Genomic DNA, 16,829 nt, shown 5'->3' with positions numbered 1-16,829 from the left:
AGTATCACTGCTACCAAATGTTCACTCGTATCGAAACCGGACGCACTCCCTGAGCATCCGGCTTACATCCGAATGCTTCAATAAACTCCGGAAGATTCGAAACTGTCCCATTGATGCGGAATATGTCCGGCGAATGCGGGTCCGTGGCAAGATACATCTTCTGCGCTTCGTCGCGGATCTTGCCTCGCCAGCATTGGGCGAAGTTGATAAAGAACCGCTGCTCCGGCGTGAAGCCGTCAATCACTGGCGGACGGGGCTTGCCCTCAAGCGACTTTAGATACGCATAGTAAGCGATCTTCGTTCCGCCGAGGTCCGCGATATTCTCGCCCGAGGTCAAGTCTCCATTGACGCGGAAGGTATCAACAACGACGTACTCGCTATACTGAGTTCGGATCGCCGCGGCGCGCTTCTCAAAATTCGCGGCGTCCTCGGCAGTCCACCATTCCTTGAGATTGCCGTCAGCATCATACTTGCGTCCTTCGTCATCGAATCCATGTGTCAATTCATGGCCGATTACCATTCCGATACCGCCGTAGTTGAGCGCGTCATCGGCGTTGATGTCGAAAAACGGCGGCTGAAGTATTCCTGCCGGAAACACGATTTCGTTAAGGCTGGAGGCGTAATATGCGTTCACTGTCGCCGCCGTCATGTACCATTCGTCGCGATCCACCGGTTTGCCCAGCTTGTCGAGGTTGCGCTGAAACTCAAATTCTGAAGTGCGCAGAACATTCTGAACATATGAATCAGTCTTGATTTCGAGTTTCGAATAATCACGCCACTTATCCGGATATCCGATCTTGTACTTGATCGCATCCAGCTTTTCAAATGCCTTCTTGCGCGTGGGTTCAGAGATCCAGTCAATCGCCGCAAGACGATCACGGAGTGCCGCCTTCAAATTGACCACCAGTTGTTCGGCGTGTTTCTTCGATTCCGGGCTGAAGTGCTTTTCGACATACAGCTTGCCCAGCATCTCGCCAAGACAGGCATCAGTAGTCGCCATCACGCGCTTCCAACGCGGACGCAGTTCTTTGCGGCCGCTCAGGATTACTCCGTCAAAACTGAAGTCTTCGTTGACAAAGGCTGAACTTAGATACGGCGCCGTCTCCTTAACCAAATGCCAGCGCAGATACGCGCGCCAATCCGCCAAAGGAGTCGAGCTCATCATTGCGGCAACTTCCTTGGTGAACAACGGCTGATTGTCATTTATATCGCCCGGGTTCTTGATATTCATTTGTGCGAAATAGCGATTCCAATCAAATCCGCCTGCGTCGGTCTTGAGCTTGTCAATATTGGTCATGTTGTAGGTCGAATCCGGATCGCGGCGCTGAACCTGCGTCATCGATGCTTTCGCCAATCGTGTCTCCAGCGCCATAACCTTTTGCGCGCTTGCCGCAGCTTCCGTATCCGACTCGCCAATCAGTTTCAGCATGTTGGTTATATGCTGCACATATTGAGCACGCAGTTCTTTGCTCTCGCCATCTTCATTGAGATAGTAATCGCGATCAGGCAATCCGATACCGTCCTGTGAAAACTGGATGATATTGCGCGTGCTGTTTTTGGCGTCTTGATATACTTCAAGTGCGAAGGGCACATATATCGTCTTCTTCTGCAACCGGACAAACGCATCGACAAGATCGGTCGCGTTCGCAATCGCAGCAATGCGAGCCAGTTCTTCCTTTAGCGGAGTGAAACCAAGAGCATCAATCGCTGCTGTATCCATCGCCGTTTTGAAAAAGTCGCCGACCTTTTGCGCGGGGCTCCCGTATGCTCCACCCGAGGCCGCCGCTGCATCCAGCACCGACTTCTGGTCATTGAGGTTTCTTTCGTACAGCTCGCCCCATGCACCCCAGGTCGCACGGTCGGCGGGAATTTCCGTCGATTTGTACCAGGTGCCGTTGGAGAACATATAGAGGTCAGCACACGGATCAACCGAGCGGTCGATATGCGCTGTGTTTACGCCCGTCTGCGCCGATAGCGATGTTACCATCACCAAGCCGCTAACAATCGCGACCGCAGTTTTCGGCAGTACGCGGGGAAGTCGAGAAAACCATTGCATGAAGTTATCCTCTGGTAGAATAAATAATTGTCAATTTGACCATCGCAGTCATATACGAAAACATCGGCGGTTTGGTCAATGCAATCTTTACTCCCGTAACAATTTAATCGACCATTCGGAACACTGAAGTTTAAGTAAGCTCTTTCATAAAAAAAGTGAAACCTCGCGGCAACCCTTCCGTAATTCCACATAGTGGGTTGAGGAGATTAGATCAAAATGCCGCACTCGTAGTGTTGCCTATTCGGCTGCATTCCTGACAGGGGGTGCCATCGGAAACCGCTTTGATTGGCGGTTTCTCAAACACTTTGTCCAAGGATGCATCGTATGAGCACAAGCTATCGTGTCGGAATCCCACTCCTGTTTGTCGCTTTCACAACACTCTACCTTTTCTCGACATCATCGCTCTACTCGCAGTCGCAGTCCCTCAATGTGCGGCCAAATCTTTCTATCCAGCGCTCCACCGGTTCGATTCACATCGACGGCAAACTCGGGGATCACGGCTGGAGCTCCGCAACGAAAGTTGCCGATTTTATCGAGCGCAATCCGGGCGATAATCTCCCCGCCGATGTGCATACCGAGGTCTACATCGCCTATGACGAGAACGCGCTATATGTCGCCTATGTCTGTCACGACGACCCCTCCGCCATTCGCGCAACCATGAGCCAGCGCGATCAGTGGTTCGGCGACGATGCCGTTGTTCTGCTCATCGACACTTACGGGACGGCAACAGTCGCGTATGAACTTTTCGTCAATCCGTACGGAATCCAAAAAGACATGCTCTGGACGAGCGTCGCCGATGCCGACGCCAGCTACGATCTGCTTTGGGAATCAGCCGCTCAACGCACGTCTGACGGCTACACCGTCGAAATCTCAGTTCCGTTTTCGAGCCTGCGTTTTCCCGACCGTCCCGAGCAAGCTTGGAAAGTAGACTTCTGGCGCAATCGTCCGCGTGAAACTATGAAACAATATTCGTGGACTGCCAACGACCGCAACGAGCAGTGCTGGCCCTGTCAGTGGGGAACTGTCACCGGAATTCGCGATGTCAAACCCGGAAAGGGAATCGAAATCCTCCCGTCGTTTGTCGCTTCGCAATCGGGAAGTCTCTCTCGTCCCGACGGTGCATCTTCTCGATTCGAAAACACCAACCCCGAAGGCGAACTTGCGCTCGGCGGCAAGTATGCGTTGACTTCAGACATCACCGTGGAAGCCACTTACAATCCTGACTTCAGCCAGATCGAAGCCGATGCCGCACAGATCGATGTCAACTCCACGATCGCCCTAATGTACCCGGAACGTCGTCCGTTCTTCCAAGAGGGAAGTGATATCTTCCGGACATTGTTCAATTCCTTCTATACGCGAACAATCAACGACCCGATCTTCGCCGCCAAGATGACCGGGCGCACCGGCAAAACGACTATCGGTGTGCTGACGGCATACGAAGAAAATACTCCTTACCTGATTCCTCTCCCGGAACGGAGCTTGCTCTTCAATTCGGGCAAAAGCACCGCCAACGTCGTGCGCGTTTCCCACGCACTCGGCAATGACTCGCGCCTCGGAATGATCCTCACTGATCGCCGGTGGGACAAAGGCGGTTCGGGAACCGTTGCCGCTATCGATGGCGACTTCCGGCTTTCCAAATCATATAGCATTGACGGCCAGTATATCGGTACCCACACCCGCGAATTGTTCGACCCCGAAGCCAACCAATACATGGAAGGAATGCGCTTTGACGACGGCAAGTACAGCACCGCACTCGATGAAGAGAAATTCTATGGCACCGGCTTGATCTCGCGCTTCCGCCGTCAGGCTCGCAGTTGGAGTTTCACGCTGGACTACGACCACGTCAGCCCGTCGTATCGCACCGAGACTGGCTACGACCCGCTCAATGACTATCGCAATCTGTCACTCTACTCGCAGTACACATTCTATACCAAGTCGGGCTTGATCGAACGTATCATCCCCAAGACATACAATCTCAAACGCTGGTTCTGGAACGGCAGTCCCAAGGCTTCGATTCTAAACGTCGGTACCGACCTGCAACTCCGTACAGCCCAGACATATCTCTCGTTTTACTATAGTAAGAACACCGAGCACTATCTCGGCACGCGCTACGCTGATCTCTGGGAAACCGGCTTCAATGTCAACGCCCGGCCAACCGCCGGTTTCGGATTCGGTCTCTACGGTTCGCGCTCTCGCGGTATTGCACGATTCGCTCTTACCGAGACAAGCGAGTCCAATATCGGATTCTCAGTAAGCCTGAAACCTTTTGACCGCCTCATCGTTGAATCCGATTTGAGTTATTCCGGCGCTGATGACTGGGATTCCGAAACTGAACTCTTCAGCGGATATATCAGCCGCTCGCGATTCTTGTATCAGGCGACACGCGCGCTGTCTCTTCGCGTCATCGTCCAATACAACGACTTCGCCAAAGCTTGGGATGTCGATCCGCTTGTCACCTACAAGGTCAGCCCCTTTTCGGTGCTCTACGTCGGCTCCTCTAGCAACTACAGCTATGTCGACTTCTATCAGGATGAGCCCTCCAAGTGGCGGCTGACATCACGTCAATTCTTCATGAAATTGCAGTATCTCTTCCAGACATAAAGAACCTAACCCTCGGTAGCTCTACCGTAACAAAGAAGCGCGATGGTCCCCAAATGCCATCGCGCTTTCCCGTTCAGGCTCAATTTACTTGCACTTAACCAATAGTATAACAACGCATTACGAGATTTTCAGAAAATCCGCTTGATTTTCGTAACAATTCTACGATATCTTCGTAATATCAAAATGATATCACAGGAGGTTAACGTGATCAAACAATATGATGGCACAATCAAAGAAATCGAGAAGGCAGTCGTCTCCGGTTGGGGCGTCTTGTTCTTCCTCATCATTGTGCTCTTAGGTAGTGTCGCCGGGCTGATTATCCTTCCGCCGTTCCTGAAAGTAACGGCAGCGATTGTACTCATGCTCGACATCTTTTTCATGGGCGGGCTCTTCATGGTCAATCCTAATGAAGGTCGAGTTATGCAGATCTTCGGCAAGTATGTCGGCACGGCAAAGACTGCCGGACTAAGATGGGCGAATCCGCTCTATTCCAAAGTCAAAATTTCCCTGCGTGTTCGTAACTTCGAGACCAGCCGCCTCAAGGTCAACGACATCGACGGCAACCCGATCGAGATCGGTGCGATCGTGGTCTGGCGCGTTGTCGATACCGCCGAAGCCAGTTTCCAGGTCGACAAGTACGAGGAGTTCGTCAAAATTCAAAGCGAGTCGGCGGTTCGTAATCTGGCGACGCAACATCCATACGATTCTCACAGCGAACAGCGGGTGTCTCTGCGCGGCCACACACAGACTATCTCCCAGCAGTTATGCGAAGAGATTCAGGCGCGACTCGACCAAGCCGGCGTCGAAGTGCAAGAAGCCCGCATCAGCCACCTCGCCTATGCGCCCGAAATCGCCGAAGCCATGCTTCGCCGCCAGCAAGCCGGCGCCGTGGTCGCGGCACGGACGCTCATTGTCGAAGGCGCAGTCGGAATGGTCGAAATGGCGCTCGAACAATTGTCGCGCAAGAAAATCATCGAGCTCGACAACGAACGCAAGGCGTCGATGGTCTCGAATCTGCTGGTGGTTCTCTGTGGTGAGAGTTCCAGCCAGCCGGTCATCAACACCGGAACGCTGTATCAATAGACGTGGCTGAGAAGAAGTCATTCCTGCTCCGGATCGATCCGGAGACATTGGCCCAGCTTCAGCGCTGGGCCGATGACGAATTGCGCAGCCTCAATGGCCAGATCGAGTTTGTCCTGCGTAAGGCGCTTCGTGATGCGAAGCGCCTTCCCGCCAAATCCGACTCCGAACCCCCACCCGACACATCGTCCGACACAACTTCCGACTCATAGCCCCCAAACACCACAACCCTATTCGCACTGTTACTCAGTGAGTGTTACCCATGCCCCCGCCCCCGGTCAGCAATGTTTCTCCCTCTCCCTGTGGCCGACTAGGTCCCGCCTTGCGGGAGAGAGGGTCGGTCGAAGATCCCGCGCTTCGCGGGAGGTGAGGGCGTCATGTACTTCCAAACTGATCTGACTTGTAACCCATGCACTCGGTCAATACCCTTAGTTGATTCCCCTCTCGAGAGGGGTGCCTTGAGTGTGCGATTCGCCACGGCGGAGAGCACGCTCAAGGCGGGGTGTGTTCTCTGCCACTACGTATAACAAACACATTCCCGCCGCAATTCCCCCTTAGCAAAGGGGGCTAGGGGGTTGTATTCGCCTCCTATAAGTTTAAGTCTTCTATCTGTACGAATCTTCGCTATCCAACTCGTGTTTCTCCCTCTCGCTTTGGGATAGCGCAGTACCACAAAGCGGTTGGAAGTCTCCTTCCAACCGCTCTGCATATTCACAAACTATGATCTTACGCGACTACTTCGACAGAAGCAGCTTCTCGTATTCGTCAACTAACTCCGAGAACGTCTTGATCGTCTGAGCAAACGGCTCGGTCGTCGTCATATCGACACCGGCCTTCTTCAGGATATTCACCGGGTAGTCGGAAGCGCCCGTCTTGATGAAATCCATATACGCCGCAACTGCCGTCTTGTCGCCGGCGAGTATCTTGCGCGACAACATCTGCGAGGCCGCATAACTGGTCGCATACTGATAGACGTAGTATTGGCGATAGAAGTGGCTGATGCGCATTCCGCCCAGATCGCGATTCTCCGGAATGAAAATGTCCGGTCCATAGTACTTCTGGTACACTTCGCGATAAATCTTCCGCAATCCGTCCGCAGAAAGCGCGCCGCCGTTTTCGACGATTTCGTGAATCTTGAGCTCGAATTCTGAGAACCAGATCTGCGTGTAGAACGTGCCGATGATCTGATCAATGTAGTAATTGAGCAGGAACAGCTTCTCGTTCTTGTCCTTGGTTTGCGACAGCATGTATTTGATCATGATCGCTTCGTTGCACGTCGATGCTACTTCCGCAGTAAACAGCGAATGTCCGGCATAAATGTACGGCTCATTCTTGTTTGAATAATAGCCGTGCATCAAGTGACCCATCTCGTGGGCAAGTGTGAACACATCCCCGAGCCTGCCGGAGAAATTCAGCAGCATCACCGGGTGGACAGTGTAGGTACCCCAGCAATAGGCGCCGCTGCCCTTGGCTTGTGTCTCATAAACATCGATCCAACGCGAGTCGAGCGCCATCTGGACGTTGGCAAGGTACTCTTTGCCCAACGGCTGAAGTCCCTTCATGACATACTCGCGCGCCTGTTCGTAGGTGAATTCCATCTTGGTATCGGGCGCAAGCGGCACCGAAAGATCAAATCCGAACAGCGTATCGACTCCCAGCACTTTCTTGCGCAGCGCCATGTACTTGTGCAGCGGCGCCAGATTCTCGCTGGCAGCCTTGATGAGGCTGTGGAATACATTTATTGGAATGCTGTCGCGCTCATGCCCGCGCTGAAGGCAATTGTCGTACCCGCGAACCTTCGCAGCAAACACGTCGGCATTTACCGATGAAGCCAGTGTCGCGGCGAGTCCGTTCTTGTACTTCATGTAAGTTTCGTTGTAGGCTTCGCTGGCGGCGCGGCGCGCTTCACGATTCGTCGATTCCAGAATCTGACCGTAGCGGCCTCTGGTGAGTTCGATCTCGTTGCCGTCGGCGTCTTTGACGTTAGGAAACTTGACGTCGGCATCATCAATCATCGTGAAAATCCGGCTCGGCGCGCCGGTTACCGGCGATGCGAGCGCAAGAACTTCCTCAACCTCTTGCGAACGAATGTGCGCTTTGCGGCGAAGAATATCATTCAGGTAGAACGTGTAAACACTCAGCCCCTTGTCCTGCGCCAGAAATGATTTGAGCTTCTCATCCGGTATCGTGAGAATCTCCGGCTCCATAAAAGCCGTCGCCTGGCCAAGATCGGAATACAGCATCCGCGCACGATCGGCAAGCTCCTGATACTTGCTGACGCGATTGTCCTGATCCAGACTCAAACTGGCGTAGACGTAGAGCCGATGGGCAATCATCCCCAACGTGTCATTCAACATCAGGCACTGGGCCAGCATCGTCGATGACTTACCCAGCTTGCCCTGATACTGCGCGGCCTCGCCAATGCGGCCCTTTAACGCTGCAAAAGCCGTTTCCCACGCGTCATCGGAAGCATAGAAATCGGCAAGATTCCATTTATACTTATCCTCGATCTGATCGCGCGTCGGGGCTTCCTTCGCCTGCGCATAAAGATTGATCGGCAGCATGGCGACTATCAGCAGAGCCAACATTGCCAATGTGATTGTTTTGAAACTCTTCATGGATGGTGTCTCCTATATGTTCTGTGGACCATTTCCTCAATGAATCGATTTAGATAGATAATAGAGACTACGTTTGGAAGCAAGGGAGAGTTTCGCCGGAAGTCATTGCGGCCGGGGTTCAATTGGTATAATTTTCGTAGAAATAGCTGTAACAATGAGGGCGAATGGACAACGATTCCGAACGAAAGCCAAGTCTCTGGCGCAGGATCACGGCAAGTAAGTATCTCAGACGAGAGTCGCCGCCGAATTCTGTCCGCGAAATCATTTATTGGTGGGAGATTCGACGAGTGCCTTACAATCTGATCGTCGGCGCAAGCGGATTGATTTCGGGTGCGTTCTGTGCAGTTGCGGCGATACTGATGAGTTTAACCGCTCACGGCAGACCCTGAATCCCGAGATTCCGATGGGATATTCTTGCGCAAGTGGCCTGGTTATCCTCTTTGCAATTGCAGCGAATATCTGCTACACAGGTGGATGGATCGTTGAAGTGGTGCTTTTCCGGATAGGGAAGCAGGGTAACGCAGCATTCGGACCGGTCTCGATAGTCATTGGAACAGCCTTTCTTTCGCTCTCACGCTACTGCCCGCATTGGCTATGCTAATATACGCAATCTACCAAATCTTCGCCCCAGCCGGTTAAAACGCTCCTGCTACTTTAACAGAAGCATTTTTCTTGATTCAGTCCAATCCGCGGCGCGAACCTTGTAGAAATAGACTCCGCTCGGCTGATTGGCTGCATTCCATTCGATGTCGGTATGCCCTTGATTACGTCCCGAATAGCTCGTCACCAACTGACCGGCAACGTTGAATATCTCCAGCGTCCAGTCTGATACTACCGGCAAATCGAGCCCGATCTTGGTGACCGGATTGAATGGATTCGGCGAGTTTTGCAACAGCTTGAATTCACTTGGCAAGACGCTCTTACTCAGTGCCGTCGTCAGCATGTTGCCGTTGTAGTCGGAAACTTCAGTACTCAGCAGTTCAACGTCTCCGCTGATCGAGAATATCTCGTTGCGTCCGGCAGATAACCGCTTGGACATATCTTCGAGCCCTGAGTAAACGAGCACTCTCACCACACCGTTTTCTTCAGCCGACAGAACACTCATATCACTGGCACTCTTGATAACATAGTCGCCGCTGACCCTGAATGTCGCCACCATAGCGCCGATCTCGACCGATGACTCTGTCGTGATCAAACCGTCGCTCATCGACACAACTGCGCTATTCGCAAATGGCGCCAATTTTGAATAGGGGAGAGCATCTCCGACCACCACACGAAGCAGATACACCAAATCGCCGACTGTCAGCGTCGTGCCATCCTGATTTGCATCCGAAGCAGCAATCTGCGCCTCGCGGGTTTGCGGATTGGGATTTAGGGCACTCAGACCCTTCAGGAAATAATTCGTGTAGAGCACAGCATCAGCAATCTCGTAGCCGATACCGTTCAAATTAAGATCCCCCGGTGCATCAATCGAGTCGGCACACACGATATCAATTCCGCCATTCCAGAATATCACGTGCCGCACCGGCGCATACTTCGCCGAAACATTACAGTCGACGCAGGCGCCGCCGTAGCTGATCGCGAAATGGCACGAACTGTCGGTAATTTCGAATCTCGGGTCGTTCAGCGGATCAGTATTCTCGAATGCGAACACCTTGCTCGAAATCCAAAGCGTATCGCCGCCCACATTCGAAATGCCGTTGTCGCCGCAATCCATCCAGGCAAACTGAATCGGTATATACTGGCATTCATACAGCCGATCATTCGTCACATAGAACTTGAGTCTCACCAGTTCGCCGCCAGGGGCAACATTGAAACAATCGGGATGATTGGCGCCGTTGTTTGCGTCAGCAATGGCTACGACTCGAAGTAAACCGCTGGGACAAACTCCACCGCAGTTGCCTTGTGCTCCATAGCGGAAAGTAAAATACTCCCATCCGCAACCGGCAGGTCCCAAATCTTCACCGAGTTGAGCTGTATTGAAAATTAGAGCGCTTGCATCGTAGCCAACAAGAAAATCAAAACCACCAATTGAATATGACGAATGTTGCATTGTAATCGAAACATACTCGTAGTTGCCCTGCAGCGTGCTATGAGTCTTTTCGATCTGCACTACAAATGGCTGGTCGCCGATTATATACTCGACGTCAAAGTCGCAAGTATCCAGCCCGCACTCATTCTCTGCAATTACTCTGAAGGGCTTGAACGAACCGGCTTCAGAAGCCGAAAGCAAGAACGAGAAATTACCATCCGCATCAATCGAAGGTGTGTTTATTACTGCATCGAGCGCTTGTACCGTCCACGTTACCGGCTCGACGTCATCAGGAGTTACATCGAAATTCCAAACAATCGGCGTGACGGAATCGCCCTTGAGAACTATCGGACAGTTCGTCAACTGCAGTGGATCGCAAGGCGGCCGCTGGACAAGATCAAAATAGACGGACGGCGCATCGGGAACCATATCGGATGAATTGGACTGCCCTTGAAAAGTCGGAACTTGAGAATAGGGCGTGCCCGAGCCGTCCTGACTGACCATTAGCCAGGTACCAGCGGGCGGGTAGAAGATGTTGTTTACACAAAACGCAGACTCCGTAGGTGTGAGACCTGCAGGAATCCTAATCTTCATCGAGTAACAGAGTGTAGGCGTCATATGAACCGGTAGATCAGTTGCCGTACCTGCGCTGGCATCTGCACCGCCGAACAAAACACTGTCCGGTAATCGGTTGGTGACAACAAGCAAATGACCGATGCCTGCAAATTTGTCGATCGCATCGCCATGCTCCATGATAAAAGAAGCATTCGGAGCGGGTGGCCGGGTTCCATAAGGACTCACCAGTTCAAATGAACCGGCTGAATTTGAAAACTCAAATCCGACGGTCATGCCTTCCACAGGAGAACTGTTGGTAATATAGACTTCGAGAATATTGTCTTCACCAATGTAAACGACATCACTGCCCCCATTGAAATGGACGCTGACATCGAATTGGGCGTAAGCATTCGCCTGCACAAGCAGAACCGCAAACAAGGCAAAGACAAAAGTGCGTAAAGTCGGGTTCATAAGGCCTCCCCAATTTGGAGATATTTTGAAGTGGCGAGACCGGAAGGATAGTAGCCAGTCTCACAGAAGTGGCGATACCACCACAAGCATAGGGGAATGCCTTGATTTTGTCAATGATTAACTGTTCACCGATTGAACAGATGATTTACGTGGACCGATAATCTAATACTTGAAAAAACCGGCAAACATGTTATCTTATCAGGAGTATAAGGATTAATGATGTACTTGAAGATGACTCGAAAAATTGCTTTGCTGGTCCTGTTCGCCCTGATGTTATCAATGGGTTCGGCGCTGGCTACCGAGTTAATCGGCGAATGCGACGATTGTTGCGAAGAATCCACTTGCAGCGATTGCCTCTTCTGCTGGTGCTGTTGTGCTGTGCCACCGGCCATCACCCCGGAAAATCCGACCCAGTCTGTGATCTTCGAGTGCGATATCATTGAATTTGCTGTCGAGCAGAATTTCGAGTCTCTAAGCCTGGAACTGCTTGACCCCCCTCCTCGATCCTAATTTATCCCCATCAAAACTGCCCAAATTTAGCTGGGTGAGTTTACTCATCCCCGCTATGCGCAGAATTGTCTGACACGCATTGGCGTGATTCAATTGCTGCCCAGTTACGACATCTAATTAGGCGAGGACCATTCATGTCCACGAAAACGATTTTTCTATACTTAATCATAGCCGCGCTCGGCATAGGTGTCGGTGTCTTGACCACCTTGACATTGATGCCGCATGCACCGGCGGCGACCCACTCTGCCGATGACGGCCACGGCCACGGTGCCGAAGCGGCGACCACCCCGGCCGAACACTCCGCTGACGACGGCCACGATCACGGCGCCACTGCATCGGCTATCCCAGCCGGACATTCCACCGACGATGGCCACGATCACAGCACGGAGATTACCGGCAACGACTGGTGCGCAGAACACCGTGTACCGGAATCACAGTGTACACTTTGTCATGAAGAGCTCATCGCCGGCTTCAAAGCTTCCGGCGATTGGTGTGCCGGTCACGGCATTCCCGAGTCCCATTGCCGACTCTGCAATCCGGGAATTCGATTCCCGCAAGAACAGACGATTGTCGCTAAGTCGGAACTCTATATGCCTCCCGATATCTTCTTCCCGCCAAACGCCAACCGTTGCGAAACCGACCGCGCGGTCATACAGTTCGCCTCGGCAGAAACGGTCATCCGTGCCGGTGTGACACTTGAGCCGGTGCTCAGTTCAGAATCCTCCGGCGAAGTCCTTGAGATTCCAGCCGAGATTGTCTTTGATGAAACTCGCACTCAAACCCTGACTGTCTCTATCCCAGCCACAGTGACTCGGTGGTTGCGTGAAGCCGGCACTTCGGTTACTTCGCAAAGCCCGATTTGTGAAGTCGATTCTCCCCAAATGGCCGCTCTCCAGTCGGACTATCTTGCAGTTCTGACCGAATCCAGAGTCGACCTGCTCCGGAAGTGCACGCGCGGACACTTTGTATCGCAACAATCTGATCAGTCGCGCTGAGTATGACGAAATCCAGGGCGAAACCGCCATGACCATCGCGCGTCTCAACGGTGTTGCCGGTCAGCTCCGCGCCGCTGGCATGAGCGAGGATCAACTCGAACAAATCGAATCCAAGGGCATCTCATCGCGTTGGCAACTGCGCGCTGGTATTGACGGTTCCTTGCTTGAGCGTCGCGCCACTCTCGGCGTTACACTTGAGGCCGGCTCCACAATTGCAACCGTCGGCGACGCAAACGCGCTTTGGATCCAGGGTCATATCCGCGAGCGCGATGCCGGTCGAATTCGATCGGGTCAAAAAATCGAGTTCGCCTCAGATGGCCGCTCTCTCGACCGTGTCGGCGGGGAAGTCTTCTGGATCGCCCAGTACATTGACCCGCAAACGCGAACGGTAATGGTCCGCGCTCGTCTCAACGACACCAACAATCTTGCCCGAGCCAATCGCTTTGGACGCATGCTCGTCCAGAGTAACGCAGGTTCCGGCGCACTGCTCGTCCCCAAGGACGCTGTGCAGTGGGAAGGCTGTTGCAATGTCGTCTTCGTCGCGGCAGGGGAGAACAAGTTCCAGCCCCACAAAGTCTCAGTAGAACGCGGCGACCGGTCACACTACAAAGTCAGCTCCGGAGTCCAGGCCGGAGAAATGGTTGTTGTCGGCGGCAGTTACTTGCTGAAGACCGAATTGATGAAGGGCAGTATGGGCACCGGCTGTTGCGGCCTCGAGCCGGAACTGTGATCGTTTGATGCTGGAAAGACTTATTGAATTCACAATCCGGCGGCGCTGGTTTGTTCTCTGTGCCGCCGCCTTGATGGTGATTGTCGGCACCATTGCGCTTATTGATCTTCCATTCGACGCATTCCCCGACACCACTCCGGTGATGGTGCAAGTCAACGTCTCGGCCCCCGGCTGGACGCCTGACGAAATCGAACGACAGGTTACCTTTCCGGTCGAGCGCGAATTGTCCGGACTCTCAGGCTTAACCGAGGTCCGTTCCGTCTCCAAGTTCGGCCTCTCGCAGGTCAACCTGATCTTCGAAGACGAAATTGACATCTATCTCGCCCGTCAACAAGTCTCCGAGCGTCTTCTCTCCGTTATTCTGCCGGATGGAATCGAACCGCCTCGCCTCGGTCCCGTTTCGACCGGTCTCGGTGAAATATTTCACTATGTCGTGATCTCTAAGAACGACGATCCCACGCAAGCCCGCACTGTGCAGGATTGGATCATCAAACCGCAGATGCAATCGGTGCCTGGTGTCGCCGAAATCAACGGCTGGGGAGGTTTTGAAAAGCAATTTCACATCCTCATCGACCCGAACCGTCTGGTACAACACGACCTGACCCTCTCAGCTGTCATTCAGGGTCTACAAGATGGCCTCCGCAATGTCGCCGGTGGACAAATGGTGCGCGCCGGTGAACAGACACTCGTTCAAGGCGTCGGCAACATTGCCAACCGCCAACAGATCGAGCAACTCGTCGTCGAGACACGCGATGATGTCCCGATTCAAGTGCAAGATATCGCCGATGTCGTCATCGGTCACGAAATCCGTCGCGGCGCCGCCAGCTTCCAGGGTGAAGGCGAAGTCGTATTGGGGCTCGGCTTCATGATTACCGGAGGCAACTCGCACCAGATCGCGGAAGATATGAACGCTCGTCTCGAAGAAATCAAATCGTCACTCCCCGCAGGTATCGAAGTTCGCTCCACGTATGTCCGCACCAAATTGGTTGACAATGTTCTTCGCACAGTCGAGCACAATCTGCTGATGGGCGCGGCATTGGTAGTCGCTATCCTGTTCCTCTTCTTGGGAAACATCCGCGCCGGATTGATTGTCGCCTCGGCAATTCCGCTCTCGATGATGTTCGCATTCGATCTAATGTCGCGCGTCGGAATCATCGGCAGCCTGATGAGTCTTGGCGCCATCGACTTTGGCTTAGCTGTCGACAACGCTGTCATTCAGGTCGAAAACGCCGTCCAGCGTCTTAGCCACGACAACGCCGGCAAAAGCCGCTTTGATGTCATTCGCGATGCGATCATGGAAGTCCGCAAACCCACGCTCTTCGGCGAATTGATTATCATCCTCGTCTATCTTCCGGTGTTGACTCTCCAAGGCGTCGAAGGCAAGATGTTTCGCCCGATGGCGCTCACCGTTGTGTTTGTTCTCATCGGTTCGCTGATCTTATCTTTCACAGTAATCCCGGCACTGATCGCGCTCTTCATGACCAAACCGATCAAAGAACGCGAACCGATTCTTATCCTCTGGGCAAAGCGCCTCTATCGCCCGATTATCAACTTCGCTCTCGAAAATCGTGCCGCGATGTTGACCATCACCGCTCTCACCCTGGTCTTGGGATCGTTGATGTTTATACGCCTCGGCTCGGAATTCATTCCCCGGCTTGGCGAAGGCACAATTGCCGTCAACATCATTCGATTGGCTGGCATCGATATCAACGAATCGGTTAAGAACAACACCAACATCGAGAAGATCATTCTCCAGAAATTTCCGGCTGAAGTTGACCAAGTCTGGACGCGTATCGGCTCGGCTGAACTTGCAACCGATCCGATGGGTCTCGAACTGAGCGACTTGTTTATCACACTCAAACCTCGAAGCGAATGGACCCGCGCCGGCACTCAGCAGGAACTGGTTCAGCAAATCGATACTGAGTTGTCCGACATTCCCGGCATGAAACGCGTCTTCACCCAGCCGATTGAAATGCGCGTCAACGAAATGATTGCCGGAATCCGCGGCGATGTCGGCATCAAAATCTTCGGTGATGACCTTGAACTTCTTGAAACCAAAGCCGAAGAAATCGCCGTTCTGCTCGAGTCAATTCCCGGCAGTGCTGACATCACGGTCGAGCAGTTGATCGGCCAGCCGCAATTGCGTCTCGAACTCAATCGCGAACAACTGTCGCGTCACGGACTTCCCGCCGCCGAGGCCCTCGGCTTTGTCGAAAGCATGGGCGGAATCCGCGTCGGCGAAGTCTTCGAGGGCCAACAACGATTTGACTTGATGGTCCGCATGGACTCAAGTTATGCCGCTGTTCCCGAAGACATCGAACGAATTCCGATCAAGTCAGGCAGTGCTATCCTAACCCTTGACGAACTCCTGATTCCCAAAATCGACCGCGGCTATTCGACAATCACCCGCGAATGGGGCAAGCGTCGCGCCGTCGTCCAATGCAATGTTCGTGGTCGCGATGTCGGCACCTTCGTCGATGATGTCCGCGACCAGATCAGCGAGAAAATCAAATTCGATCCCGGTTACTTCGTTCGCTTCGGCGGCCAATTCGAAAACATGGAACGGGCACGCACCCGACTCGCAATCGTGGTGCCGATTGCGCTTCTGTTAATATTCGCATTGCTCTATTGGACCTATTCCTCTGTGCGTGATGCCATTCTCATTTTCACCGGTGTTCCGCTCGCCGCAGTCGGTGGTGTCCTGGCGCTCTGGGTGCGCGATATGCCGTTCTCCATCTCAGCCGGCGTCGGCTTCATCGCACTATCCGGCGTCGCAGTACTGAATGGTCTGGTTCTTGTATCCACCATCAAACGTCAACGCTCCGAGGGCGCTGACTTGTTAACTGCCGTTCGCACCAGCAGCGAGTCGCGACTGCGTCCCGTACTAATGACCGCTCTCGTAGCAGCATTCGGTTTCATTCCGATGGCACTTTCATCCGGTGTCGGCGCCGAGGTCCAACGCCCTCTGGCGACTGTGGTCATCGGCGGCATCCTGACATCAACCGCGCTTGGTCATCCTGCCGGTACCATTCAATCTTTGGAGCGAATCCGGGGTTGACCTCGCCTGCATCATCCTTGGGCCAGCCCATCTTCCGCCGCTGCTGACTTCGAAATCTGATACCGGCGCTGGAAGCAAACGCGACCCTCTGCGAGCCCCGAGTTAAGGGCGAATCCCGCGTTT

General features: G+C 53.3%; 10 protein-coding genes and 1 pseudogene. 8 read left to right on the top strand and 3 right to left on the bottom strand.

Annotated features, from left to right (window positions below; all coding sequences use genetic code 11):
- Positions 1-10 precede the first annotated feature (10 nt).
- Entirely contained in the window at positions 11-2,056 is a 2,046-nt protein-coding gene (locus IPH59_14270) for a M13 family metallopeptidase (protein ID MBK7092860.1), read from the bottom strand.
- Positions 2,057-2,380: 324 nt separating this feature from the next.
- On the opposite strand from IPH59_14270, the gene IPH59_14265 reads away from it, so the two are divergent.
- From IPH59_14265 to IPH59_14255, 3 genes are all read left to right on the top strand, one after another.
- Entirely contained in the window at positions 2,381-4,657 is a 2,277-nt protein-coding gene (locus IPH59_14265) for a carbohydrate binding family 9 domain-containing protein (GenBank protein ID MBK7092859.1), read from the top strand.
- Positions 4,658-4,840: 183 nt separating this feature from the next.
- On the top strand, positions 4,841-5,740 hold the full coding sequence (locus IPH59_14260; protein ID MBK7092858.1) for an SPFH domain-containing protein: 900 nt from the start codon (positions 4,841-4,843) through the stop codon (positions 5,738-5,740).
- 2 nt (positions 5,741-5,742) lie between these two features.
- Positions 5,743-5,949 carry a hypothetical protein gene (locus IPH59_14255; GenBank protein ID MBK7092857.1) on the top strand — a complete coding sequence of 69 codons (207 nt, stop codon included), beginning with the start codon at positions 5,743-5,745 and terminating at the stop codon, positions 5,947-5,949.
- Positions 5,950-6,471: 522 nt separating this feature from the next.
- On the opposite strand, the gene pepF is transcribed toward IPH59_14255, so the two are convergent.
- Positions 6,472-8,355 carry an oligoendopeptidase F gene (pepF, locus tag IPH59_14250; GenBank protein MBK7092856.1) on the bottom strand — a complete coding sequence of 628 codons (1,884 nt, stop codon included), beginning with the start codon at positions 8,353-8,355 and terminating at the stop codon, positions 6,472-6,474.
- Between the two features lie 164 nt (positions 8,356-8,519).
- Between pepF and IPH59_14245 the strand changes: the two genes are divergently transcribed.
- Positions 8,520-8,744, top strand: a complete 225-nt coding sequence (locus tag IPH59_14245; protein MBK7092855.1) for a hypothetical protein — start codon at positions 8,520-8,522, stop codon at positions 8,742-8,744.
- A gap of 260 nt (positions 8,745-9,004) precedes the next feature.
- On the opposite strand, the gene IPH59_14240 is transcribed toward IPH59_14245, so the two are convergent.
- Entirely contained in the window at positions 9,005-11,413 is a 2,409-nt protein-coding gene (locus IPH59_14240; protein MBK7092854.1) for a T9SS type A sorting domain-containing protein, read from the bottom strand.
- 216 nt (positions 11,414-11,629) lie between these two features.
- Between IPH59_14240 and IPH59_14235 the strand changes: the two genes are divergently transcribed.
- From IPH59_14235 to IPH59_14220, 4 genes and pseudogenes are all read left to right on the top strand, one after another.
- Entirely contained in the window at positions 11,630-11,923 is a 294-nt protein-coding gene (locus IPH59_14235) for a hypothetical protein (protein ID MBK7092853.1), read from the top strand.
- Between the two features lie 134 nt (positions 11,924-12,057).
- Positions 12,058-12,918, top strand: a complete 861-nt coding sequence (locus IPH59_14230; protein ID MBK7092852.1) for a hypothetical protein — start codon at positions 12,058-12,060, stop codon at positions 12,916-12,918.
- A complete protein-coding gene (locus IPH59_14225) occupies positions 12,887-13,648 on the top strand; it encodes an efflux RND transporter periplasmic adaptor subunit (GenBank protein MBK7092851.1) in 762 nt (253 codons plus the stop codon). Before IPH59_14230 ends, IPH59_14225 begins: the two co-directional genes overlap by 32 nt.
- Positions 13,649-13,655: 7 nt before the next feature.
- Positions 13,656-16,812, top strand: a pseudogene (locus IPH59_14220) (efflux RND transporter permease subunit).
- Positions 16,813-16,829: the final 17 nt, after the last annotated feature.

The organism is bacterium (genome assembly GCA_016708315.1).
Taxonomy (GTDB): domain Bacteria; phylum Zixibacteria; class MSB-5A5; order CAIYYT01; family CAIYYT01; genus JADJGC01.
Note: the sequence above shows the minus strand (reverse complement) of the source record. Positions and strands in the feature narration are given on the sequence as shown.

Coding starts and splice junctions, on each gene's coding strand:
- IPH59_14270 (MBK7092860.1), bottom strand. CDS start 2,056: ATGCAATGGTTTTCTCGACTTCCCCGCGTACTGCCGAAAACTGCGGTC.
- IPH59_14265 (MBK7092859.1), top strand. CDS start 2,381: ATGAGCACAAGCTATCGTGTCGGAATCCCACTCCTGTTTGTCGCTTTC.
- IPH59_14260 (MBK7092858.1), top strand. CDS start 4,841: ATGATATCACAGGAGGTTAACGTGATCAAACAATATGATGGCACAATC.
- pepF (MBK7092856.1), bottom strand. CDS start 8,355: ATGAAGAGTTTCAAAACAATCACATTGGCAATGTTGGCTCTGCTGATA.
- IPH59_14245 (MBK7092855.1), top strand. CDS start 8,520: ATGGACAACGATTCCGAACGAAAGCCAAGTCTCTGGCGCAGGATCACG.
- IPH59_14240 (MBK7092854.1), bottom strand. CDS start 11,413: ATGAACCCGACTTTACGCACTTTTGTCTTTGCCTTGTTTGCGGTTCTG.
- IPH59_14235 (MBK7092853.1), top strand. CDS start 11,630: ATGATGTACTTGAAGATGACTCGAAAAATTGCTTTGCTGGTCCTGTTC.
- IPH59_14230 (MBK7092852.1), top strand. CDS start 12,058: ATGTCCACGAAAACGATTTTTCTATACTTAATCATAGCCGCGCTCGGC.